Raw genomic sequence first — 22,868 nt, forward strand, 5'->3', positions numbered from 1 at the left:
TTATTCCTGTAGTTTTAGGACTGTGGACTAAAATTACTAACGTAGATGTCTAACATTGACTACTTTTGGGTAGCTTTGTCCAGGTTTTTACGAGCGGTAGTCTTCCCAGTACCCGGGCTGCCGCGTACCAGATAAGAGCGCTGAGGAATCAGGCCGCCGTCAATTACTTCGTTGAGACCAGTAATTCCTACTGAAAGTCGGTTTTGAGACATTTGTTTGTTTATGTTTAGAATATCGGCTCGTATTCATATTTAATGGTTTGAGGGGCTGTTTTGATTGTTTGTTTACTGGGCGTCTGAGAACCTTCATGAAAAATATTTCGGCAGAAAATTACGTTAGCACACAAGAATTAGAGGGTATTGTCGGCACTGCTGGCATTTGTCTGCGGCAAGATATAGAGGCTTTTTGGCAAGAACGGGTAGAAAAAGCTGTTGCCCCAGGTACTTCAATAGCCTGTACCGTTTATCCCCATACTCAGGAAGAACTCGCCGCAGTGATTGCTTGTGCAGGGCGAAATCGCTGGGGACTCTTGCCGACAGGGAGTGGCAGCAAACTCGATTGGGGCGGTTTAGTCCAATTAGACTCCGATCCCCCCCAGCCCCCCTTAACAAGGGGGGAGCAAGATGTTGTCAAAGTCCCCCTTTTTAAGGGGGATTTAGGGGGATCTCCTGATGCAGGGGGGATCGTTGTGGTGAGTACGGCGCGCCTGAATCGGCTGGTAGAACACGCTGTGGGCGATTTAACGGTGACTGCGGAGGCGGGCATGAAGTTTGCCGATTTGCAGGAAATTTTAGGTAAAGCAGGTCAATTTTTGCCGATCGATCCAGCATATCCGCAACAGGCAACTTTGGGCGGGATTGTCGCTACTGCTGATACTGGTTCGCTGCGGCACCGCTACCGGGGCGTGCGCGATTTGTTGTTGGGAATTACGTTTGTGCGATCGGACGGTAAAATTGCTGTAGCCGGAGGTCGAGTTGTGAAAAATGTCGCCGGTTACGACTTAATGAAACTGTTGACCGGTTCCTACGGCACATTAGGCGTCATCAGTCAAGTAACATTCCGAGTTTATCCGCTGCCGGAATCATCGGGAACTGTCATACTGACAGGAGAAACTAATGCTTTAGCTGAAGCTGCTCAAATTTTATTATCTTCTGCTTTAACACCGACAGCCGTTGATTTGCTGTCACCACAGTTAGTAGAAAAACTGAGTTTGGGTAAAGGTTCGGGATTGGTAGTGAGGTTTCAAAGCATCGCCGAAAGCGTTAAACAACAATCCGCCCGGTTGTTGGAAGTTGGCGAAAAGTTGGGATTGCAAGGCACTAGCTGCGGCGAAAATGATGAGGATAAATTATGGCAAAGATTGCCAGAAACAGTCTGGAATTCTGGGAATAATTCAGCAATTATTTGCAAAATAGGCATCAGACCCTCGGAAGCAGTCAAGGCAATTAACGAGTTGCCGGTACAGGATGCTTTGATTCATGCGGGCAGCGGTTTAGGAGTTTTGCGGTTTGAGACTGCGACAGCCGAAACGCTGTTGCAGGTACGCAGGGCGTGCGAAGCTAAAGGCGGTTTTATGACGGTTTTGGCTGCGCCAGCCCACATCAAGCAAGGGTTAGATGTTTGGGGCTATACTGGAAGTGCGATCGATCTAATGCGTCGCATCAAGCAAGAGTTTGACCCGGAGAATATTTTAAATTGCGATCGTTTGATCTTAAAAGGTTCGTAGTGAGGACTTCAGTCCTTCTTAAATCCAAGAAGAGGACTAAAGTCCTCACTACAAACCACGAATTTAAGGTTCGTAGTGAGGACTTCAGTCCTTCTTGAATCCCAGAAAAAAAACTAAAATTCTCAAGGAAAACCAAAAGAATTAAGTAATATAGCAACCGCCACATCGGGTGCGGACATAAATAACTTCATGAATAGATACGATATCCGTCAAGCATAAATGATTTGATTCCCGTACTAAGTAACTGTCAACTGTCAACTGTCAACTGTCCACTGCCATATATGCAAACTTCAGAAACATCTCAAATTCCCAGCGACGATTTCAAACCCGCGAAAGAAAGCAATTTCCTCGCCCAAAATCCGCACTTACAAACCCTTGAAATCCCAGGTTTCGACGCCAACAATCCGCCAGATCCCAAATTGATCGATACCTGCGTCCACTGCGGTTTTTGCTTGTCAACTTGTCCGAGTTATCGCGTACTCGGCAAAGAAATGGATTCGCCCAGAGGTCGCATTTATTTAATGGATGCAATCAACGAAGGCGACGCACCTTTAAACGAAGCAACATCCCAGCATTTCGATACTTGTTTGGGCTGTTTAGCCTGCGTGACAACTTGTCCGTCGGGAGTTCAATACGACAAATTAATTTCCGCAACTCGCCACCAAGTTACCCGAAATCAAAAACGCACTTTTTCTGACAATGTAATTCGCACTCTAATTTTTAATCTCTTTCCTTATCCTCACAGATTGCGGCCTTTGCTGGTACCGCTGTTTATTTATCAAAAATTAGGACTGCCAAAGCTTGTTCGCCAAACAGGTTTGCTGAAAAAAGTATTTCCCCGCTTGGCGGCGATGGAATCAATTTTGCCCGAGGTAACAGTTGATTCTTTCCGGGATAATTTGCCCGAAGTCATTCCCGCACAAGGGGATAAACGCTATCGCGTCGGCGTGATTTTAGGCTGCGTGCAGAGGTTGTTGTTCTCGCCAGTTAATGAAGCTACGGTGCGAGTTTTGACGGCTAATGGCTGCGAGGTTGTGATTCCGAAAAGTCAAGGATGCTGTGCTGCTTTGCCGGAACATCAAGGACAAGCGGAACAGGCAAAATCCTTGGCGAGACAAATGATTGACAGCTTTGAAAATACGGGCGTTGATTGTGTAATTATCAATGCTGCTGGGTGCGGCCACACTTTGAAAGAATACGGTCACATTTTAGCAGATGACCCGGATTATCGGGAGAAAGCTGAGAATTTTGCTGCTAATGTGAAGGACATACAAGAATTTTTGGCAACTGCGGGAATTACGGCGAAACTCAATCCTTTGACTGAGGGAGATTTGACGATTGTTTATCAGGATGCGTGTCATTTGTTGCACGGACAAAAGATTAGTTTGCAGCCGCGCCAGTTGTTGCAACAAATCCCTGGGGTGAAGTTGAAAGAACCTGTGGATGCTGCTTTGTGTTGCGGGAGTGCGGGGGTTTACAATATGCTTCAGCCGGAAATTGCGGATGATTTGGGAGTACAAAAGGTGGAGAATTTGCTGAATACTGGGGCTGAGTTGATTGCTTCTTCTAATCCTGGTTGTTCTTTGCAAATTAAGAAGCATTTGGAGTTGCAGGGGAAGGCTGTTACTTTGATGCACCCGATCGAGCTTTTGGATTATTCTATTCGTGGGGTACAGTTGCAGCGGAAGTAGTTTGCTGGGGCGGGCGGTGTCCGCCCTGCTTTTCGCTGCGATTTTTTATCAGAGAAATGGGTCTAAAACCTCGTCCTTATAGGACGGCTTTGTAAGTAAAACTATAAACCTTAAACCCTCTTTCCTAAAGAAATGTAAAAAGTACAAACACGCAAGTATTTCACTATATACTAATAACAGCTCAAGAAAAACGAGGAGTTAAACTTGTTGACAAACTATGTATACAAGTTGCGTCCAAATCAAACACAAGACTTAAAAATGTCTAATTGGGTGGATATTTTGCGAAGCCATTTCAACAGGTGTCTTAATGACAGGATCACTCAGTATAGCCAACAGTTCATTCAAGGCAACTATTGCGACCTTAGGACAAAAAGTGAAGCCTGTCCGTTGACCAGTTGTGTCAGTAAAAACGGTGCCACTGGGGAACCTTGGAAAATAGGCAAAACAGATAAAAAGGGGAAAGTTAAAAACCCTCGGCGCAACCCAGGCCACATTCAAATCACAGCGTTGCCCGAACTGAAAGCAGCTAGACCCTGGTTTGCCGGGATAGATTCGACAGTTCTACAACAGAACGTCAAACGGTTAGACACTGCCTATAATAATTTTTTTGACGGACGCGGCTTTCCTAAATTCAAGAATCGCAGCAATTTCACTTCCTTCACATTTATGATGGGGGTAAAAATACAAGGTAGTAAAATTTACTTGCCAAAGTTAGGTTGGATGCGTTTCCACAACTCGCGCCCAATTCCTGGTGGCTTTACCATTAAAGCTTGTGCGGTAAGAAAGCGACAGAATGGCTGGTATGTATCCGTCCGCATTGAGGACAAGTCTGTCCCCGATTACACGACAAAACCTCTCAAAGATGTCGTCAAGGTAATTGGTTGCGATATGGGAATTACAAAATTAGTCCATCTATCAGATGGAGCTCAAATTGAAAATCCCAAGTTTTCAGCCACCAAAAAAGCTAAACGCACACTGAGAATTAGACAGAGACAAGTCAGTCGATTTTAGATTTTAGATTTTAGATTTTAGATTGACCCCACGGATAAATTCGGGGGAAGAGAGGATTTTAGATTTTCGATTTGGGATTGATTCCACGGATAAATCACGTGGCGGGTACCATCAAGAAATTATTGGTCAGTCGAAAAGCAAAAGGGAGTAATAACCGCAAAAAAGCAGCTAAAAAACTAGGGCTTTTCCACCAAAGAATTAGCAATAAGCGTCAAGCTTACCAATGGAAGGTTGCCAATAAAATAGTGTCACGTAACGTTGACGCGATTGCTCTAGAGGACTTGAATATTTCCGGCATGATGCGCCGATGTCGAGTAAAGGTTGACGAAAAAACAGGTAGATTTCTGAAAAATGGGCAATCAAGGAAGAGAGGTTTAAACCGTTCTATTTCTGATGCAGGCTGGGGCGAGTTAATACTGAAGATTGAGTATCTGGCTGCAAAGCAAGGAAAAATCGTAATCAAGGTTAATCCCAAATACTCCAGTCAAGAATGTCGGAATTGCGGTCACATCGACAAGTCTAATAGAGATGGCGAAAAGTTCATTTGCACTGAATGTGGCTACCACGAACACGCTGATATAGGTGCAGCAAAAACTATTCGCGATCGAGCTTTAAATTTGGTACGCGGGGACTCCGCGAAACCTGGCGTTCGCGCCTAAACGCCCAGAAGATATCCTCGCGCTCGATTGAGCAAACGTGAGGAGTCTGGGAACCCTGGAAACAGGGAAATTGAGGTAGAAATTCCTCAAGAATCCTCGCACCTTCAGGTCGAGGAGTGTCAAGAATAAGATTTTTTACCGCAGAGGGCGCAGAGGGCGCAGAGGAAGAGAGGGAAATAGGTTATTTTGAGAAAGCTCGTTGGCGAAGCCCTCGCAGAGGATCGCGCTTCTGACTCCTCGTAAACTGCTAAAATTAAATTCAACAGTATTTCACCCCGCACAACTGTTATGGTAAGTCAAATCCCAGTCCCCACTCAGGAAGAGATTATCTACCCCGAAAGCGACGGCAAACCAATGGCAAACAATACCGACCAGTTTCGCTGGATTCTAGTCATTGAGCAAAATCTAGAATGGATGTATGCTAATGACGAGAATGTATTTGTAGCGGGGGATTTATTTTGGTATCCGGTTCAGGGAAGACCAAATATTGTTAATGCCCCCGATGTGATGGTTGTCTTCGGCACACCGAAAAGGAGACGGAGTTCTTATCAGCAGTGGAACGAGTCAGGAATTGCACCACAAGTTGTGTTTGAGATTCTCTCTCCTAGCAATACGCAAGATGAAATGGAGACGAAATTACTATTTTACGATCGCCACCAAGTTGAAGAATATTACATTTACAATCCTACTAACAATCAACTCAGGGGTTGGTTGCGGGGAGAAGACGGCTTGGATGCGATCGCATCTATGGAAAACTACGCGAGTCCCAGGTTAGCCATCCGGTTCGATTTATCAGGCGATGAATTGCAAATTTATCGACCTGATGGCACTAGATTTTTCTCCTACGTTGAGATTTGTCAACGCCTAGAACAAGCCGAACAGCGGACAGAACAAGCCGAACAGCGGGCAGAACTTGCAGAAACAGCTTTAGGAGAGGAACGGCGGCGATCGCAACTTTTGGCGGAACGGCTGCGAGAAATGGGAATTAACCCAGATGAATTAAGTTAGACAGACTGCGATCGATCGGCATTGACCCGGAACAATTGTAAACTGGATTGGGGAAAAGGTCGATCGCACTTTTCAAATTGAGCAAAAGTGCGATCGGAACCATGTCAACTGTCAACTGTCAACTGTCAACTCTCAACTGACTCTTCCCCTCTTCCAACTTCAAAAAATGCACTTGTCCCGAAGCTTCCGCCGCGACAATTGTCACCCCATCTGGTGCCATAGCGCAAGCTTTCAAAGCACTATCTCCCCTGAAAGTAGCAACTATTTTTCGACTCAACAAATCCCAAACTTTCAGAGTATTATCATCCGAAACTGAAATCACTCTATTTCCCACAGTCGCCAAAGCTGTAATCGCATCCGCATGACCCGTCAAAGTAAAAATTTCCTTTTGACTCGACAAATCCCAAACTTTAATCAGTTTCTTCCTTCCCCCAGAAATTCCCCATTTACCGTCTGTGGTAACTACCACAGCATTCACAAAACTCTCATGACCTTTAAGAGTAAAAAGTTGATTTTTAACGACTAAATTCCATAAATTTGCCAAAATATTATTTTCTTTTCCCAAACTCCAAACTTTCAGACTTGTGTCGCCGGAAGCCGAAATTATCCGCTTGCCATCGGGAGTAACTGCCACAGCTTTTATCCCGTCGGTGTGACCGATAAATGTAAAAACTTCCTCTCCTGTTTCCAAATTCCAAATTTTAATACTTTTGTCTCCCGAACCAGAAATCGCCAGCCTGCCGTCGGGGGTAACAGCAACCGAATTTACCCAATCTGTATGACCTGTCAGACTAAATATTTCTTCTCCAGTTTCCAGATTCCAAACTTTAACTGTTTTGTCACCTGAACCTGAAACTATTCTCTGGCTGTCCGGGGTAACAGCGATTGCTTTTACCCAATCTTTATGACCGGGAATAGCAAAAATTTCCTCTCCATTTGCGAGATTCCAGACTTTAATGCTGTTGTCTCCAGAACCAGAAATTGCTTTTTTACCGTCGGCTGTCACTGCTAAAGCATTTACCCAGTCATCGTGACCCGCAGATGATAAATTTTCTTTGCCTGTTTCTAAGTGCCAAACTTTGAGAGTTTTGTCAGAGGAACCAGAAACTATCCGCTTGCCGTCGGGGGTGACAGCAACAGCATTCACCGGGGCGATGTGATTGGTAAAAGTAAATAGTTCTTCTTTTGTTTCCAAATTCCAAACTTTCAGCGTTTTGTCGCCGGCCGCCGAAATTACCCGTTTTCCGTCGGGACTGACTGCCACAGCTTGGACGAAACTGCTGTGAATTCCTAAAGTGAAAAGTTTTTCTCTGGCACTCAAACTCCAAACTTTGATTGTGCCGTCGTAACTGCCGGAAATTATGTGTTCGCCGTCGGGAGTTACTGCTACAGCTTTTACCCAATCTGCGTGACCGGTAAGGGTAAAAAGTTCTTTTCCTGTTTCTAGGTTCCAGACTTTAATGCTGTTGTCGCCAGACCCGGAAATCAACCGCTTGCTGTCTGGAGTTACTGCTACGGACTGGACAAAACTGCTGTGACCTTTGAGGTTGAAAATCACTGCCCCTGTTGACAAATCCCAAACTTTTATGCTGCCGTCCCATGAACCAGAAATTACTCGCTTGCCGTCGGGAGTTACTGCTACGGCTTCTACTGCAAAAGTATCGCCTGCAAATGTTAATATTTCTGTTCCAGTAGCTAAATTCCAAATTTTAATAGTATTGTCCCAAGAACCTGAAATTACTTTTGTTCCGTCTGGGGTTACTGCTACAGCATTGACGTAGGTAAGATGACCTTTGAGGGTGGAAAGTTCTTCTCCTGTTTCTAAGTCCCAAACTTTGAGAGTGTGGTCGGAGGATGCAGAAATTGCTCGCTTGCCGTCGGGGGTAATTGCTACAGCTTGTACCCAATCTGTATGTCCGGTGAGAGTGCGTAGCAATCTGCCGCCAGGGGGGGTAAAGCTGGGGGTTAGCGGCCGCAGCCAGGGTATTTTCTGTTGTTGTGCTTGGGCTAGCAGTGCTTGAATTTCGGGAATTTCAAAGCGCATCAACCGGGCAATTAGTTGGGTCGCTAGTTGGGTTTTATCTTTGGCTAAAATGTGGGCAGAAAGCCTGATTGCTTCTTGGATTAATTTGAGTTTGTCGGCTTTTTCATCGGAGGTGATAATATCGGGACTTGTTGCTAAATCGTAATCTTCTATTAGCGCTTGTGCTCCCGCTGCTGACAGCTTGGCTTCAATAAAATTGTAATCTGTTAGTAAGCTGTATAATTTCTCTGAGTCGGAAGTCGCTGCTAGCTGACTTGGTAGGATTCCCAAACAGTGCGTCTGTTCTGCGGGCTGCATTTTATCCAGCCCTTGTGTAAACTCGCTCATAAATTTGTGTATGTCTTTTTTTAATGTATGCGATCGCTAGCTGCACCTTGCCCAAAACCCGATCGAGAAAGTTTTCTTGCTTACTTTGCTCGTTTACTTAGCATGGCATATTTAAAGGCTATTTGCTACCGGGCTGCTGCCCTCGGTTTGGCGATCGTTCGATGAATCGCTGGTTTTTTTGTCTGAGTCTGGTTTGAGAATTTTCAATGCCTGCGATTGCCATCAACCGCCGCCAAGATCGTTCAACTCAAAGCCCAAAATCTAGCGATCGACAACTATCTGACATATATCGTTGTTTTTCTTAACATAACGGGTTTTGGGGAATGATTGTCGATCGCTCCACACTACCAATAGATTTTAGATTTTAGATTTTAGATTTTAGATTTTAGATTTTAGATTTTAGATTTTAGATTTTAGATACTTCGACTTCCTTCGGCTACTCTCAGGAAAAGTGGCTGTACAAGTTTGAGACGGACGGAGGCTTGGGCGCGTTTACGATTAAAAAATTGACTTGCAGCGCAGTGAATCGGGAAAGTTGAACATTGATCTAAAATTTGGGGCCAAGAGTTAAGTTGGCAGCCTGTACCCGTTTTGGGACGGAGTTAAGCTAAAATTTTTGAGCGATCGCCATCCTGTTTGATGTGCGAACAAGACTTGTTTAGCGAAATACGGTAGCGAATGCTCTAATTTTAGGTCGATCGGGCTGGATCTGCCCGACAGATGCCCGCCTGCTTGGGTTTCGTGCCTCAACCGCACCTGCAACCTGCTTGACTCAAACCTCCCGGAAAGCTTTGCAGGTGCGCCCCGTTCCTTTAAAATAGAAAACAGGACTTGCACTCTTAAACCGGGTTTCTCGCTAAAATCATTGGTTGGGCGGCTAGTTACTCAAGAAAAAACCGGTTTTCTGACTCGATAGCGCGCAAGTCGCGATCGCAAATCAAGAACTATTTAAGTTTAGAGACAAATTTCATGGATGTTATCGAGTTTTTCGAGTTAAGTGCAGGCAAATGGTTTTCCCAGCGCACCGTACACAATCTCAATTCTGGGGAATTGCAAGCAGGTAAATCTGACCTCAAAATAGAAATGCTGACAGCTAACGATGCAGCAGTCGTCAAACTTTGCCAACAGCACTCGACTAACCCGGACTCAACTGGACTCAGGGGCGTTCGGATTTCTTGGGACGGTGTTCCCGATCGCAACCAAGCTAAACAAGTTGGTTCTACAATATTGGCGATCGTCCCGAATCCCGACAATCCCAGCGAAGGCAAAGTATTGCAAGCCAAGGGAAACACCCGCTACGTGATGGGCGGCGACGATGTGCTGACATTGATTACAGAATCAGATACTGTCCATGCAGAAGAAAGGCTGTGGTATCTCATCCCCAATCTGCGCTTGCGGACTAGCGTTGTTAAGCAAGCTGACGGTACGGAACAAGCATCTTTTTGTTCGGAAATTCGGATGGGTGGAAGTCCGAAAAGTTGACAGTTGACAGTTGACCGTTGACAGTTGACAGTTGACAGTTGACAGTTGACAGTTGACCGTTGACAGTTGACAGTTGACAGTTGACAGTTGACAGTTGACAGTTGACAGTTGACAAAGGAAGTCCGAGGATTGGAGTAATGAATAGTCTGATTTTTATTTCTCCCTATAAGGGTTCCGGCTTTCAACCAATTCTTTCTGGTAATTGGTGAGTACCTCACTTGCAGGGAGAACCTCTATATCTAATTTCCCAAAATGAATACAAGCCCCGACTATCCTGAGTAATTATCCCAAAATTTTAGACTCCTTTTCAAGCTCCCAGATGAATCTGTGAAGTAAATCTAAACATAGAAAATCGACTGACACCTTATTTCTTTTTGATGCTTTCTCCTTTCTTTCTGCGGCCTTCTCGGGCAACGGCTTTTAACTTAGTGTGAAAATCAGTATGTTTGGCAACTGGGAATGATTTTGCGACAGGTTTGTCTGTTAATTGGCGATCGGGTTCGGCTCCATCGGCCAGAGCCGTAACATCCACATCTTCATATACTACAACTTCTGTATTTTCTTGAGTGCGATCGCCAGCAGTGGCGAGTTTTTCTGTTTCCGGGGCTTCTGTATTCGGGACTTCTGCATCTGACGCGCGATCGAGTTCTGCTTCTGACTGCTTGCTCGTATCTATTTCGGCGACACCGAATTCGGATTCCGGGTGGGATAAAAGTATCTCTTCCTGCGACGGTTGAGCATAACTTTCAAAGGTTAAATCTTGAGGAAAATTGTTGCAAACTAAGCGTTCAAACTCGCGATTAAAATGATAGAGTGGTTGGCCTATCCGGTGCCACATACTCAATAGCTGTCCGACAGAAACAGCTTTGTAGCGCCCTTGATAAAGCGCTTCAACCACTGCTAAACGCAACCAATAGCCGGGATACTTGGTCAACCATTCACCAGCCAATTTCTCTGCTTTTTTGCCACCTAGGTCAAAACCGTAGTGAACCAGCAGAGCCGCTGCTTGTGCAGATATTGTACGTCCATCTGTCATGGGAATTGGTAATTTGTCAGTTGTCAGTTGTTAGTTGTCAGTTGTCAGTTGTCAGTTGTCAGTTGTTAGTTGTCAGTTGTTAGTTGTCAGTTGTTAGTTGTTAGTTGTCAGTTGTCAGTTGTTAGTTGTCAGTTGTCAGTTGTCAGTTGTCAGTTGTTAGTTGTTAGGAGTGGTGTCGCCTACGAGGCAACGCGAACGTTAGTTTTTCTTTCTTGGGAAGGGAGAATTGGAGAATTGAGAATTGGAGAATTGAGAATTGTTGATTTTTTTGGCTTCATTATTACCAATTACCAATTACCAATTACCAATTACCAATTACCAATTACCAATTACCAATAACCCAATTACCAATTACCAATTACCCATTACTAATTACCAATTACCCAATTGAATTAATCGGATAAACGCACGCCTCCTTCTACTGTTCGCACGTCCCCGGAAAATGGTTGGGGTGTGCCGTTCCAGTTGAAGTCACTAATTCTAAACGTCAGGCTGCCGACTTGACGCTCAGGATTAAAACGCAAAATAATTGCGTAGCTGCGACGGCTGTATTCTAAAGTGTAGTTCGTACTGATTGTTTCCCTGCTGTCTAGATTAATAGCACTTTGAAATCCGACTCGAAAGCCTCCGTAAACTTGCTGCACGAGTCCAAAAGACAGGACTTTCAAATCTACTAGCCGATCGAACAAATAAGGCGATACCCCGTCCCGCGCTACCTGAGTGTAAGTCACGTTAAATCCAGTGTAGTCGAGGAAAGGGCGGGAGAAATGGCCGAACTGCCCTTGAATGCCGATGCTGCTGGCGATCGAATTTTGTCGATCGCCACTACTGTAATAAGAGCCTACTCCTCGGACTCCCAAAGCCAGTTGTAAGAAGGGAACCACCGGCGTCCGGGTGTACCTCAAACCCTGGGTGGGAGTGCGGGGCAGCGGTTGACCTTGCCACAGGTTGAAGCCGCGGCTGAGGGCGACGCTGACTTGGCCTCGGCCCAAATCGATGCGGTTGTTTTCGCGCACTGGTTCGAGCAAATCTGCTCGATCGGTGTCAGCATTGATAAATTGATATCCAGCTTGGTAGCTGAAATTGATGCCTGTATTGCCGATTTGCATCTGTGGGGAAGTGAGGACGGCCCCGAGACTGCTGTTGACGGTTTGAAAGCCTAGAGAACCGTTAAACAGTCGATCGCGATAACTATATTCTGCGGCTAGATTGTGATTGCCGATCGACTGTCGCAGCCGCAAATTGCCCCGAAAAGCATTTTCAGCTAAATTCGGGAAATTATCAAAATTCAGAAATAACGCCGATCCTTCCAGGCTGGTACGCGGGCCCAGAGTCGCGCCCAACTTTGCTCTCAGCCCGTAGCTGTCGGGGGAAAAGGGATTTCCACCGTTCTTTTCCACGATTCGCTGGAGGTAAATTTGGGGTGTCAGAGTCAGGCGCACGGGCCCGTTTTGCAATATTTCAAAACCGCACTCGGCAAACAAACCGCCTCTGTCGCCCCCGTCGTAGCCGAAAGTCAAACAGGGGCCGTTTTTCTGTTGGCTGTCAAAAACTTGCCTGCGGGGATACACGGGTATTTTGACGCGGTTGTCAAATACCAAGCGGGGGGAATTTGTGACTAATTCCTCAGCCGTGGGGGAAATCCTGGTAATTGTTGCTCTTCGGGCTCTGTATTCGAGTTCCGGCGGGGAAAACGGGTCATTAGTAATCCGAATGTTGGTTGCTACTCTGACGCCATTTGGCAGTAATTCGAGGCGATCTGCTTCAAAGCGGACGCGGTTGACGGCGCCGGTAATTTGGGGGGCGGTTAAGCGTCCGCCAGCGCCACCAGCGCCACCAGCGCCACCAGCGCCACCACCGCCGATGGTAATAGTAGCAGCGCCGGGGGATTTGACTCCGCGAAGGGGCTGTTGGCTGGTCAGCCGATCGCTCAGCGGCTGTTCTAGAATGGTTCCAGCACTAATATCTGTCGGTAGTGTGGGGGTTAACTCGCTACCCGCTGCGGGGAGGAATATTTCGCCGCTGGCTTGTTCGACTGCGCCGGAGTTGAGTCCGAGATTGAATTCCATCTGCCGGCCGCGGACTACTTGTTGGCCGCGAGTATAGGCGACGTTACCGGATGCTATCACTTGGCGGGTGACTAGGTTGACGATCGCGCGATCGGCATCAATCACTGTTTGTCGGAACCGCACCACAACCCTACCAACCGCCGTGACAATTTGCTGTTTGTCGTCAAATTCTTGACTATCGGCCTTAATTTCGATCGTATCAGCCGGACTCACCGGAAATGGCACCGTTCGCTGAGAAGGCGCGGTACGGACTCCGGGCGCGGCAGGTTTGGGCTGCGGTTTCGGCGCTGGGGGAGTGGCTGGCTTGGGCCCTGGGGGCGTCGTTGGCGTCGTTGGCGTCGTTGGAATCTCGAACTCTTGCTGTTTTGCAGGAGGCGTTTCTGGCGGTTCGGGAACAACAATCTCCGCAGGTTCGGGGGAGTTATCTTTTAACTGCTCGCCTTTAGCCTGATACCCGTTTTCTGGCTGTCGGACAGCATTATTGTCCTTTTTGCTCTGATCCCCTGCTGTTCGTTGACGGTTCCGAGCGGCAATGGCATTTTCTACTGAACCCAATTGGTAAGAAGTAAACGAGGTATCTTGCTGGGCTTCCGCAGTTTCGGATTTTTCTGCTGGAACAACCGGAAGCTGAAATCCCGCCGCTGCGCCGCCACTTTCCACGGAGGTTAGGGGAGTGGCGATTTCAGGAGACTGACTGGTGGCTTCGGTGGTACCGAGGAGTGCGGCTGAGGGTTCTGGTTGCGGGGATGTTGGTTCGGGCTGAACGATTTCTGGGCTGGCTTCCGGTATTTGTGCGGAGTTGCTGCGGGTGTCTCCATCATTTGTCGCCACAGTGAGGGCGACTTTTTTGGGCTTCGCGATGTAGATGATGGCAGAGGGTTCGGGCGGCGGTACCGGATAGGGCATAGTTACAACAGGTGAATCATCCGATTTTAGATTTTAGATTTTAGATTTTAGATTTTAGAGGTTTTTTTATAGCGGAGAGTCGATCGTCCAAATTTTGGCATTTAACAGGCAGCGTTTCAAGGTTAACCGGAAATCTTCGGTTGTGCCGAGTCGCTAACGGACTCATCCTCAGAAACTTGGTTGATTACCAGAAAGAATTGGTTTAAAGCCGGAACCCTTCCTTGTAGGGAGAAATTAAAATCAGACTATTCATTGCTCCAATCCTCGGACTTCTAGGTCAACTGTCAACTGTCAACTGTCAACTGTCAACTGTCAACTGTCAACTGTCAACTGGTTTCTTTCGCCACAACATAACCTCGCTAGTGGTGCGAGGTCAAGTTTTGTTGGACTAATTTTTGGGGATTTGCTGGCTGGTGCGGGGGCTGCGGTGACGTGCCCCCGAGTCAGCGAGGGAGGTAGCTGGTTTATTCCATGTCTCTGCGGTTGGGGTTCCGAGCTGGGTCATTGGACAAAAACCCAAATATGAACAGGGAAACAAAAAATAGAACAACTACATTAACTACGATTTTGAGGGTTAGCACGCTAGGGAGTCTCCAAAGATGAAATAATACTGAGCTGATTTGCTGCTGTTGCGGCAACTTTTTTATCTTGACATATTCACTGCCCTAAAAGTGCGGTGATTCTTGACGCTTCCCAGGGTGATGCTACCTGAGTAGTCTTACTCTCCCTCCACATCCATTTAGAGTCGTGGCAATGCCCTATCCCGACTTGTTGGAGACTATAGCAGAAAGCAGTCCTCAAAGGACGGGGTTTTAGCCCTCCGCTTAGCTCCGCCAAATTTTTCCAATAAGCTAAAGATTATTGACACTCCCCACGGCTTCAGCCGGGGGATTCTCCAAGCCGAACTTGGAAGGGATAGGCAAATATCCCCCTAGACCCTTTAAATCAACTACCAATACCAGAGGTGTTGCAGTTGGGCTTACTTTTAGTTTTTCTTTTGCTTTCAGAGTCCATCACAAGCCAGATAGGTACGCTCTTCAACCTGCCATTATTTGCCCTTTCTAAGTATTCCGGTTCTAGCCGGATATCTGAGTTGCCGGGATTTCTCCGCACTAGGATGATTCAACGCGCAGACGGTTATTCCTACTCACTCAATTACATTACCATGCTTAGTCCCCAAATACAATATTTACTGGCGGTTAAAACCGCAGACCGACTAATCCCCACGTAAGACAGCCGGGGACACGGGAGGCTCGTTTTCTAGTCAATTTTATCTTTGCTTTTGAGGATTGTTGGCAAGTTGGTTTTTGCCCAATTCCAGATTTGCTCGATGATTTTTTCGACGCGCACCATGACTAAATCGAGCCATTCGAGCACTTGTTCTAGTGGGTGTTTAATGTAACCCATCGATTCTGCTTTTGTTTCTAAGTATTCGTCTGCTGGCGGGAGACCTGCACTCTGATTTTGGTGTGCTGCGATGCTGGGGGCGGGGGTATATCTGCTGGTGGGGGGGGCGATTGCTGCTGGGGATTTGCTGTTTTGTGCGGTGTTCGGGTTTGTGTTTTTTGGCACTTGGGTCTCCGGCGCGCGCTCTGGGGTTGATTCTGCTGCGAGTCCAGATTTATTTTCTGGAGTGACTGCTAAATTTGAGCCTGTTTGGGGTTGACTTTGTGGGACTTTTGTAAGCAAGCTCTGTTTGAGCTGGGCGAGCATCCTGTGAATTGCTTCGGGGTAAGGCGATATTGAAACTGCGGTCGATCGACTTTCTGACAATTCTACTGTTTTTGCAATTTCCTGCTTGACTTCTGGGCTATTTTGTGATATGAGGTTTTGAACATTTGCCTCGGGTTCGGCACTTCCTACTATTAAGTGCTGCGGTGCTGGTTCTCCGAATAAGTCTTGCCAATTCAACCAAGGTCGATCGACCTCTGGGCTATTTTCCGTTCGATCTTGTTCCTGGCGTTGTTTTAAATAATACTGAATTGCGACTGATTTATCAGTATTATCACTAGCTGCCGTTTCTTTTCCCAGCAGTTGGTCTACGGACGACCAAATCATTTTTTCGATGTTTTTCGCGTATTTTTCGAGGATTTCGCGGGCTGACAGACCTGAATTGTTTTCCGTGGCGGAAGTGTCAAATTTTACTTCTGGATTGTCAGCGGTGGTTTGGGCTGCTGGGGGGAGGGTAAATTCTTCGAGGTTGACGGCAGCGCGATCGAGTAATGTGACAAAGGAGATCGGATTGCCGGTGCGATCGAACTTGCTGTTAAAATTAGGTTCTAATTTTGGGATATTGCGGTCGATCGAATTTGATCGAGCAATCGTCGGCTGTGCGGTGTTGGCCGGAGCGATCGGCGTGGTGGATTTTTGGACTAAGATGAGATTGCGGTCGATCGCGCCTTTGACTGCGAGGATTGATTCTCCAAACTGATTTCTTTTCACAGCAACCGGACTCGACTGGAGCCAGACCATCAATTCCCAAAAACGACGCACCGGCGCCAACCGAGATTTTTTCGCAGCAGACTCTAAACCGAGATTAAATTTTAATTCTTTTTGAGCAATTTCCCGCCGTTCCGGCCCCTCGTTGGCGACTTCCCAAGTTATGCGACTTTCGAGCAGTTCTTGCTGTTCGGGCGTCAAAATATCTAATATGCGATTGTCATCTCCGACTAAGACTAAAGTGCGGGCTGGGATGAAAGTCGCGATTCCCTGAACTTTTTGGGATTGGCTGTCTAATTGAGTTTTGGCCTGGGGAGGTTCTAAGACGGAAGTTGTTTGATGCTTGGCAGCTTGTTTGATAAAATTGATGGCTGGATGCAAATCGCGATCGGCTTTCTCCGTTGCTGGGTTTGTCTGGATTAACAGCGGAAAACTGACTAAAGTTGTGGCGGTTTGCGACGAGTTTAGCAAATTTTCAGCGAGTTGCAAGATTTGGTCGATCGAACTTTCATCGGAAATTTCTCCCGGATACCAATTTCCCGAAAAATCTGGATTTTCGTCATCGGTATATTCTTGAAGTTCGGGTAAATCTACTTTTTGGCTGGATTCCCGCAACTGTCGGCTCAACATTCGGGAACTTTGGACGAGCAGGTAAGCTGGATAAAGTAGAATTTGGGTAGCGCTGAGAGTGGTTTGTTTAATTTGTCGCCAAGTGCGATCGCAATTATCGGCAACTTGGCGGGACTGTTTGGATATAAAATTTAATAGTCGGCTTTGGTATGGGCCGTAGTAACCGTCGGACATAGGTTTAATTATTGAATTCAGGTTTTAGATTCGCGCCGGAATGTCTGAATTTTGCAGTAAAATCAAAACTGGATATTAATCGCAGTTTCAAACCCTCTGAAACCTTTATTTCTTCGCGTCCTTTGCGTCTTCGCGGTTCGATACTGAGCCCAGATTCCTACGCAAGTCCTATTTTAACTAAATATGAGCGCCGTTGTGCCACCTGCTAGCAATAATATTTCTGAAGTTGTAGAGAAGTTGCGCCGCCTCAGTCAAGTGGACGTTCAGTCTGGTTGGAGGTACTGCGATGCTGACTCGGCTACTGTCGGTTCGGTAGGTATTTCTAACAAGCAGGTTGCGGAACTTAACGAAAAAGGACATATTGCTTGGCCGTCTGGGAAGCAAGTTGTTTATTTAGGACAGCAATTTGTCATTCCTGACAATTTGCACGGCTATCCTGTGGTGGGTTTGCGTTTGCTGTTGAGTTTGACTTGGTGGGCAGAAGATGCGACTATTTTTGTCAACGGTGAGTTAGTTGGACAAGGTGATTTATTCGATTGTGCCGATCGAGTTTTGTTGAGTGTGGCGGTGAATCCGGGAGATGAATTTTTAGTTATTTTACGGTTGGTAAGTCCTGGACACGATAACGGTGCTTTAGTGCGATCGATTTGTTTGTACGAAGCTGCGGACTCTACTTGTTTCGATCCGGGTTTTGTGGCGGACGAATTAGAGATTTTGCAAAATGCGATCGCTCGAAATTTAGGAAACAAACATTCCCAAGATTTATCCATTAAAATTTTAGCAAGTCGCCCAATGTACGTCAAGGGAGAAAGGCTGCAATCTGAGATTGATTTGGCGGTTGGTTTGATTGATTGGTCTGCTTTGCCGAATCGCGCCAAGTTCGATCGATCTTTGTCTGTGTTGCGACACAATTTACTGGGATATCTGCGGGCTTTTTCTGGAGAGTTAGATGATTTAACCGCAGAGGGCGCAGAGGGCGCAGAGGGAGAAAGTAAGGAGCAACTTTCTCAGGTTTCAGAAAATCAGAACTNNNNACTCCACATCTATATATATAGGTGAAACTGCCGATATTCCTTCTTTTTCTGGAGAGTTAGATGATTTAACCGCAGAGGGCGCAGAGGGCGCAGAGGGAGGATGTAGGCAGATACTTTCTCAGGTTTCAGAAAATCAGAACTCCACATCTATATATATAGGTGAAACTGGCGATATAGCTTTTCTCAATCAAGTCATACACTCGCCAGCCAATCATCAATTACCAATTACAAATTCCCAATTACAAATTACAAATTCCCAATCCAGATCTGACTCACTTGAAACTTGCCATACATCTATATATATAGGTAAAATCTATTTGGTTGGTCACGCTCATTTAGACTTAGCTTGGCTGTGGCCTGTCCCGGAAACTTGGGAAGCGGCGGAACGAACTTTTGAGTCGGTATTGAAATTGCAATCTGAGTTTCCCGATTTGATTTTCTGTCATTCAACTCCAGCGCTTTATGCTTGGATGGAAGAGCACCGCCCTGACTTATTTACTGCAATTCAAAAACAGGTGGCCGTCGGACGTTGGGAAGTTGTCGGTGGGATGTGGGTTGAACCGGATTTAAACTTGATTTCGGCTGAGTCAATGGTGCGGCAAGTGTTTTACGGACAGCGTTATGCCAAAGAAAAGTTTGGGGAGTTGATGCGGGTGGCTTGGCTACCGGATACTTTTGGCTTTGGATGGCAATTACCTCAGATTTTGCGGCAAGGTGGAGTTGACTATTTTGTGACGCAGAAGTTGCGCTGGAATGATTCGACGGAATTTCCCCACGGTGCTTTTTGGTGGGAAGGGTTGGATGGTACTAAAATATTTAGCATGATGTCTGGCGCGATCGGCGAAAGTGTAGAATCTGTAAAAATGGCAACTCATGCTTTTGATTGGCAAATTAAAACTGGTTTGCAAGATTCTCTTTGGTTGCCTGGAGTTGGCGACCACGGCGGCGGCCCGACTCGCGATATGCTAGAGGTGGCGAAACGCTGGAAGTTGTCGCCTTTTTTCCCAAGGTTGGAGTTTGCGAAGGCTGTTGATTATTTGTCTTTGATTGAGAGTCAGTTTTTGCCGGAAGTTGCAGATGTTGATTCTCAATCTGATGTTTCGCAGTCGCCAAGTCGGGAAAATTTACCAATTTCTGAAGTTGTCGAAACTTTGTCGGATGTCGCATCGGGAAACTTGCTCGAAAATTCGACAATTTCATCCGAAAGTAGAACTTCAACTCAGGAAACTCCCGCAAGTTTACCAATTGCTGAAGTCGTCGAAACTTTGTCGGATGTCGCATCGGGAAACTTGCTCGAAAATTCGACAACTTCATCCGAAAGTCGAACTTCAACTCGGGAAACTCCCACAAGTTTGCCAATTGCTGAATTCGTCGAAACTTTGTCGGATGTCGCACCTCCAAATTTACTCGAAAATTCCGCAACTTTACCCGGAAGTCGAACTTCAAGTCAGGAAACTTCCGCAAGTTTGCAAGCTGAGACGGTTGTGAAAACTTTATCGGATGTCGCACCTCCAAAATTAGTCGAAAATTCCGCAAATTTACCCGAAAGCCTTAACTCCAATCTCAAAACTCCCGCAAGTTTGCCAATTCCTGAAGTTGTCGAAACTTTATCAGGTGTCGCATCGGAAAATTCCGCAAATTTACCCGAAAGCCTCAACTCCAATCTCAAAACTCCCGCAAGTTTGCCAATTCCTGAAGTTGTCGAAACTTTGTCGGATGTCGCACCTCCAAATTTACTCGAAAATTCCGCAACTTTACCCGAAAGTCGAACTTCAAGTCAGGAAACTCCCGCAAGTTTGCAAGCTGAGACGGTTGTGAAAACTTTATCGGATGTCGCACCTCCAAAATTAGTCGAAAATTCCGCAAATTTACCCGAAAGCCTCAACTCCAATCTAAAAACTCCCGCAAGTTTGCCAATTCCTGAAGTTGTCGAAACTTTATCAGGTGTCGCATCGGGAAAATTACTCGAAAATTCGACAAGTTCATCCGAAAGTGAAACGAATTCGGTAGAAAACGAGGAAAATTTGCAACTTAGGAAAACAACCGAGAATTTGTCCGGCTTAGTAGGTGATTTTTCCGGTAAATTTTCGGAATCAGAACCTAAATACCTTGATTTCCCAACCGAAATTCACCAAGAGAAATCTCAACTAAAAAATTCCCCCTCTCTTCCCCTCTCCCCCTCTCCCAATCTCCCGATTTGGAAAGATGAACTTTACTTAGAATTCCACCGGGGTTGTTACACGACTCGCGCTGACCAAAAACGCCAAAATCGCCGCTGCGAAGATTTGCTCTATCAAGCGGAGTTGTTGTCTTCGATCGCGACAATCTGCACTGGTGCGGTTTATCCGAAAGTTGAGTTAGAATCGGCTTGGAAACAGGTGTTGTTTAACCAGTTTCACGATATTTTGCCCGGTTCGGCGATCGCCCAGGTCTACACTGATGCTAATCTAGCCTTTGCTGAGGTCGATCGCTCTTGCCACCACATCCTGCTACAATCCTTAGATGCGATCGCTGCTCAGATTTCTCTACCTTCTCCTCCGCAGTCGGACGCTCAACCGATTTTTGTTTTCAATTCTCTCAATTGGTCGCGCTCTGAAGTTGTCGCCGTAACTCTTCCCGATTCCCCCGACGCAGCTTGGCAAATTTACGACTTATCGGGAGGGCGGTTGACTTCGCAGATTGTTAAGGGCGATCGACTCCCATCGCAATCCCAATCTACACTGTTATTTTCGGCCCAGAGTGTTCCGGCGATCGGCTACCGCGTTTTTTGGCTTTGCCATGGCGCTCAAACCCTAAATCATGCCCCTGCAAGCTCAGCCACCGAAAAAAAGACAGATTTATCAAAACTTACATACGGTATAGCACAAAAAAACACGCCTTGTCAAGAAACGCTTTTTTCAGCCCCAGAAACGGTCTTAGAAAATGAGCTTATTCGGGCAACAGTAGACGCAGAAACTGGTAATTTATCCAGCATTTGGGATAAAGCAAACAATAGAGAAGTCCTGAATGCAGTCGGAGGCAATCAACTGCAAGCCTTTCAAGACAGCGGTCAATATTGGGATGCTTGGAACATCGATCCGAATTACCAAAAACATCCATTACCCGCCCCGATACTCAAACAGATTTCTTGGGTAGACCGGGGAGAAGTACGGCAGAGTTTGCGCGTAGTTATGCAAATTGGTAAATCCGAGTTTAGCCAAGATTATATAGTAGAAACAGGTTCGCCACTGCTGAAAATCAAGACAGTCGTAGATTGGCAAGAAACTCACGTTTTAGTCAAAACAGCCTTCGGGTTAAATGTCGCAGCAGATTTTGCAACTTGCGAAATTCCCGGCGGCGCGATCGCACGCACGACCAAGCCGCAGACACCGGCAGAAAAAGCCAAATGGGAAGTACCGATTTTCCGTTGGACTGATATCAGCAATGACGGTTTTGGAGTCAGTTTGCTCAACGATTGTAAATACGGTTGCGACATTCAACCAAATCAAATTCGGCTGACTTTGCTCAGAAGTTCCACTTGGCCGGATGAAGCAGCAGATGTTGGAGTTTCCCAATTTACTTGTGCCGTCTATCCCCACGCTGGAAATTGGCAAGATGCTGGCACTGTTCGGCGCGGCTGCGAGTTGAATATGCCGCTGTTAGTAAAGGTGTTGTCGCAGTTGCCGGAAAATCGCGATCGGACTCTGCCACCCGTTGGCAAGTTCTTGGATTTGTCCGCCGAAAATTTAGTGTTGATGGCTTTCAAACAGTCGGAAGATGATGCGAATGTCTGGATTTTTCGGTGTTGCGAATCCGAGGGCAAACAGGCTGTGTTAGCATTGGATGGCGATTTGGGATTGGAGATTTTAGAGTCTGTCGATTTGCTAGAAAGGTCTGCAATTTTGTCTGAAAGGTTGCCTCTATCGGAAAGTTTTAAGATAGAACCTTGGAAAATTGCTAGTTTTGCTGTTGTAACGAACCACGATAGCGCTCTTGTCGCGAAGGAAGAGAGGGAAGGGAAGAAGGAATAATCTCAAAACCTAAGATATTAGACCTCTTGCATCAATCATTCAATTATACAGGAACCGCAGATGTCAAGCAGATAAACACAGGTAAACGCAGATGATTTTTCAAGATAATTTGCAAATGAGTGCAATCTTGTCTATTGCCGATCGCCTTTTAGCTAACGGGCGCGGGAATCCCTCGCGCGATATCGTTTACAGATAGGTGTCGATCGCCTGCCAAGCAGTTTTGAGGTCTCCTACTCCCCAAAGCTACGGCACTCATCTGACCCAACAATTGCGATCGCCGCCCGGTTCATCCGCAGCCAGGGCAAATATCCCCAGCCGAAACCTAAGTAAGTCAGTCCCAACAGTAGATATTTGAATGTTATCATAGATACGTGACATACCCGACACTCATTATTGTAAACAAATAGAGTGCGGGCTTCCTCTTTCAACGGGAGAGCCTCGACGCGAGCAATCTCTAAGCTGGTCTTATCCTCCCTCCGTAGGTTTCACTCACCCGAAGGTGGTCCTAACTAGCAAGATAATTACTTATCTTTTCCGGCAGACTCCCTGTGTCCCAAGGAGTAGAATTGTTGATTTTTTCACCCATCCATCAGCTCTTTTACGGCAAGAAAGGGATTTTGGG

17 protein-coding genes and 1 pseudogene are annotated in these 22,868 nt (G+C 46.3%); 9 read left to right on the forward strand and 9 right to left on the reverse strand.

The genetic code is table 11. From position 1 onward, the window contains the following. Positions 1-59: 59 nt before the first annotated feature. The gene (locus JGK16_RS28765; RefSeq protein ID WP_293180279.1) at positions 60-212 is read right to left on the reverse strand and encodes an ATPase domain-containing protein; all 153 of its coding nucleotides are present in this window, start codon (positions 210-212) and stop codon (positions 60-62) included. Between the two features lie 95 nt (positions 213-307). Between JGK16_RS28765 and JGK16_RS28770 the strand changes: the two genes are divergently transcribed. The 5 genes from JGK16_RS28770 (at position 308) to JGK16_RS28790 (ending at position 6,095) form a co-directional block, all read left to right on the forward strand. Further along, positions 308-1,726: an FAD-binding oxidoreductase gene (locus JGK16_RS28770; RefSeq protein ID WP_293193425.1), complete on the forward strand. Its 1,419-nt coding sequence runs from the start codon at positions 308-310 to the stop codon at positions 1,724-1,726. Between the two features lie 281 nt (positions 1,727-2,007). After that, positions 2,008-3,417: a (Fe-S)-binding protein gene (locus tag JGK16_RS28775; RefSeq protein WP_293193426.1), complete on the forward strand. Its 1,410-nt coding sequence runs from the start codon at positions 2,008-2,010 to the stop codon at positions 3,415-3,417. A 207-nt stretch (positions 3,418-3,624) separates the two neighbouring features. After that, the gene (locus JGK16_RS28780; RefSeq protein ID WP_293193427.1) at positions 3,625-4,428 is read left to right on the forward strand and encodes a transposase; all 804 of its coding nucleotides are present in this window, start codon (positions 3,625-3,627) and stop codon (positions 4,426-4,428) included. A 98-nt stretch (positions 4,429-4,526) separates the two neighbouring features. Further along, a complete protein-coding gene (locus JGK16_RS28785) occupies positions 4,527-5,087 on the forward strand; it encodes a transposase (protein WP_293193428.1) in 561 nt (186 codons plus the stop codon). A gap of 288 nt (positions 5,088-5,375) precedes the next feature. After that, positions 5,376-6,095, forward strand: a complete 720-nt coding sequence (locus JGK16_RS28790; protein ID WP_293193429.1) for a Uma2 family endonuclease — start codon at positions 5,376-5,378, stop codon at positions 6,093-6,095. Here JGK16_RS28790 and JGK16_RS28795 read toward each other — a convergent pair. Further along, complete coding sequence (locus JGK16_RS28795) at positions 6,073-6,210, reverse strand: hypothetical protein (protein WP_293193430.1); 138 nt, start codon at positions 6,208-6,210, stop codon at positions 6,073-6,075. The genes JGK16_RS28790 and JGK16_RS28795 overlap by 23 nt on opposite strands. Positions 6,211-6,213: 3 nt before the next feature. Continuing rightward, positions 6,214-8,466, reverse strand: a complete 2,253-nt coding sequence (locus JGK16_RS28800) for a hypothetical protein (protein WP_293193431.1) — start codon at positions 8,464-8,466, stop codon at positions 6,214-6,216. 27 nt (positions 8,467-8,493) lie between these two features. On the opposite strand from JGK16_RS28800, the gene JGK16_RS28805 reads away from it, so the two are divergent. Then, positions 8,494-8,631 carry a hypothetical protein gene (locus JGK16_RS28805; protein WP_293203550.1) on the forward strand — a complete coding sequence of 46 codons (138 nt, stop codon included), beginning with the start codon at positions 8,494-8,496 and terminating at the stop codon, positions 8,629-8,631. Between the two features lie 402 nt (positions 8,632-9,033). Here the strand turns inward: JGK16_RS28805 and JGK16_RS28810 are convergent, their stop codons facing one another. After that, complete coding sequence (locus JGK16_RS28810) at positions 9,034-9,303, reverse strand: hypothetical protein (protein WP_293180252.1); 270 nt, start codon at positions 9,301-9,303, stop codon at positions 9,034-9,036. 132 nt (positions 9,304-9,435) lie between these two features. On the opposite strand from JGK16_RS28810, the gene JGK16_RS28815 reads away from it, so the two are divergent. Further along, complete coding sequence (locus tag JGK16_RS28815; RefSeq protein WP_293180249.1) at positions 9,436-9,948, forward strand: phycobiliprotein lyase; 513 nt, start codon at positions 9,436-9,438, stop codon at positions 9,946-9,948. Positions 9,949-10,312: 364 nt separating this feature from the next. On the opposite strand, the gene JGK16_RS28820 is transcribed toward JGK16_RS28815, so the two are convergent. Next, positions 10,313-10,984 (reverse strand): hypothetical protein, encoded by a 672-nt coding sequence (locus JGK16_RS28820; RefSeq protein ID WP_293180246.1) that lies wholly within the window; start codon positions 10,982-10,984, stop codon positions 10,313-10,315. Positions 10,985-11,240: 256 nt separating this feature from the next. Between JGK16_RS28820 and JGK16_RS28825 the strand changes: the two genes are divergently transcribed. Next, positions 11,241-11,375, forward strand: a complete 135-nt coding sequence (locus JGK16_RS28825) for a hypothetical protein (RefSeq protein ID WP_293201231.1) — start codon at positions 11,241-11,243, stop codon at positions 11,373-11,375. Between the two features lies 1 nt (position 11,376). Here the strand turns inward: JGK16_RS28825 and JGK16_RS28830 are convergent, their stop codons facing one another. The 3 genes from JGK16_RS28830 to JGK16_RS28840 all read right to left on the reverse strand — a co-directional run bounded on the left by JGK16_RS28830 (position 11,377) and on the right by JGK16_RS28840 (position 17,202). Then, positions 11,377-13,959 (reverse strand): DUF3769 domain-containing protein, encoded by a 2,583-nt coding sequence (locus tag JGK16_RS28830; RefSeq protein ID WP_293180243.1) that lies wholly within the window; start codon positions 13,957-13,959, stop codon positions 11,377-11,379. A gap of 464 nt (positions 13,960-14,423) precedes the next feature. Continuing rightward, positions 14,424-14,540, reverse strand: a complete 117-nt coding sequence (locus tag JGK16_RS28835; RefSeq protein ID WP_039887172.1) for a photosystem II reaction center protein I — start codon at positions 14,538-14,540, stop codon at positions 14,424-14,426. A 679-nt stretch (positions 14,541-15,219) separates the two neighbouring features. Further along, a complete protein-coding gene (locus tag JGK16_RS28840; RefSeq protein WP_293193433.1) occupies positions 15,220-17,202 on the reverse strand; it encodes a hypothetical protein in 1,983 nt (660 codons plus the stop codon). A gap of 1,342 nt (positions 17,203-18,544) precedes the next feature. On the opposite strand from JGK16_RS28840, the pseudogene JGK16_RS28845 reads away from it, so the two are divergent. After that, positions 18,545-22,246 (forward strand): annotated as a pseudogene (locus JGK16_RS28845) (glycoside hydrolase family 38 C-terminal domain-containing protein); the annotation flags it as partial. Between the two features lie 252 nt (positions 22,247-22,498). On the opposite strand, the gene JGK16_RS28850 reads toward JGK16_RS28845, so the two are convergent. Then, positions 22,499-22,624, reverse strand: a complete 126-nt coding sequence (locus JGK16_RS28850) for a hypothetical protein (RefSeq protein ID WP_293193435.1) — start codon at positions 22,622-22,624, stop codon at positions 22,499-22,501. Positions 22,625-22,868: the final 244 nt, after the last annotated feature.

The sequence above is a fragment of the Microcoleus sp. PH2017_09_SFU_O_A genome (assembly GCF_020738625.1).
Taxonomy (GTDB): domain Bacteria; phylum Cyanobacteriota; class Cyanobacteriia; order Cyanobacteriales; family Microcoleaceae; genus Microcoleus.

Bases quoted from the DNA above. Each gene is read 5' to 3' on its own strand.
- JGK16_RS28805 (WP_293203550.1), top strand. From the start codon at position 8,494: ATGCGATCGCTAGCTGCACCTTGCCCAAAACCCGATCGAGAAAGTTTT.
- JGK16_RS28800 (WP_293193431.1), bottom strand. From the start codon at position 8,466: ATGAGCGAGTTTACACAAGGGCTGGATAAAATGCAGCCCGCAGAACAG.
- JGK16_RS28790 (WP_293193429.1), top strand. From the start codon at position 5,376: ATGGTAAGTCAAATCCCAGTCCCCACTCAGGAAGAGATTATCTACCCC.
- JGK16_RS28820 (WP_293180246.1), bottom strand. From the start codon at position 10,984: ATGACAGATGGACGTACAATATCTGCACAAGCAGCGGCTCTGCTGGTT.
- JGK16_RS28770 (WP_293193425.1), top strand. From the start codon at position 308: ATGAAAAATATTTCGGCAGAAAATTACGTTAGCACACAAGAATTAGAG.
- JGK16_RS28765 (WP_293180279.1), bottom strand. From the start codon at position 212: ATGTCTCAAAACCGACTTTCAGTAGGAATTACTGGTCTCAACGAAGTA.
- JGK16_RS28840 (WP_293193433.1), bottom strand. From the start codon at position 17,202: ATGTCCGACGGTTACTACGGCCCATACCAAAGCCGACTATTAAATTTT.
- JGK16_RS28850 (WP_293193435.1), bottom strand. From the start codon at position 22,624: ATGTCACGTATCTATGATAACATTCAAATATCTACTGTTGGGACTGAC.
- JGK16_RS28775 (WP_293193426.1), top strand. From the start codon at position 2,008: ATGCAAACTTCAGAAACATCTCAAATTCCCAGCGACGATTTCAAACCC.
- JGK16_RS28815 (WP_293180249.1), top strand. From the start codon at position 9,436: ATGGATGTTATCGAGTTTTTCGAGTTAAGTGCAGGCAAATGGTTTTCC.
- JGK16_RS28830 (WP_293180243.1), bottom strand. From the start codon at position 13,959: ATGCCCTATCCGGTACCGCCGCCCGAACCCTCTGCCATCATCTACATC.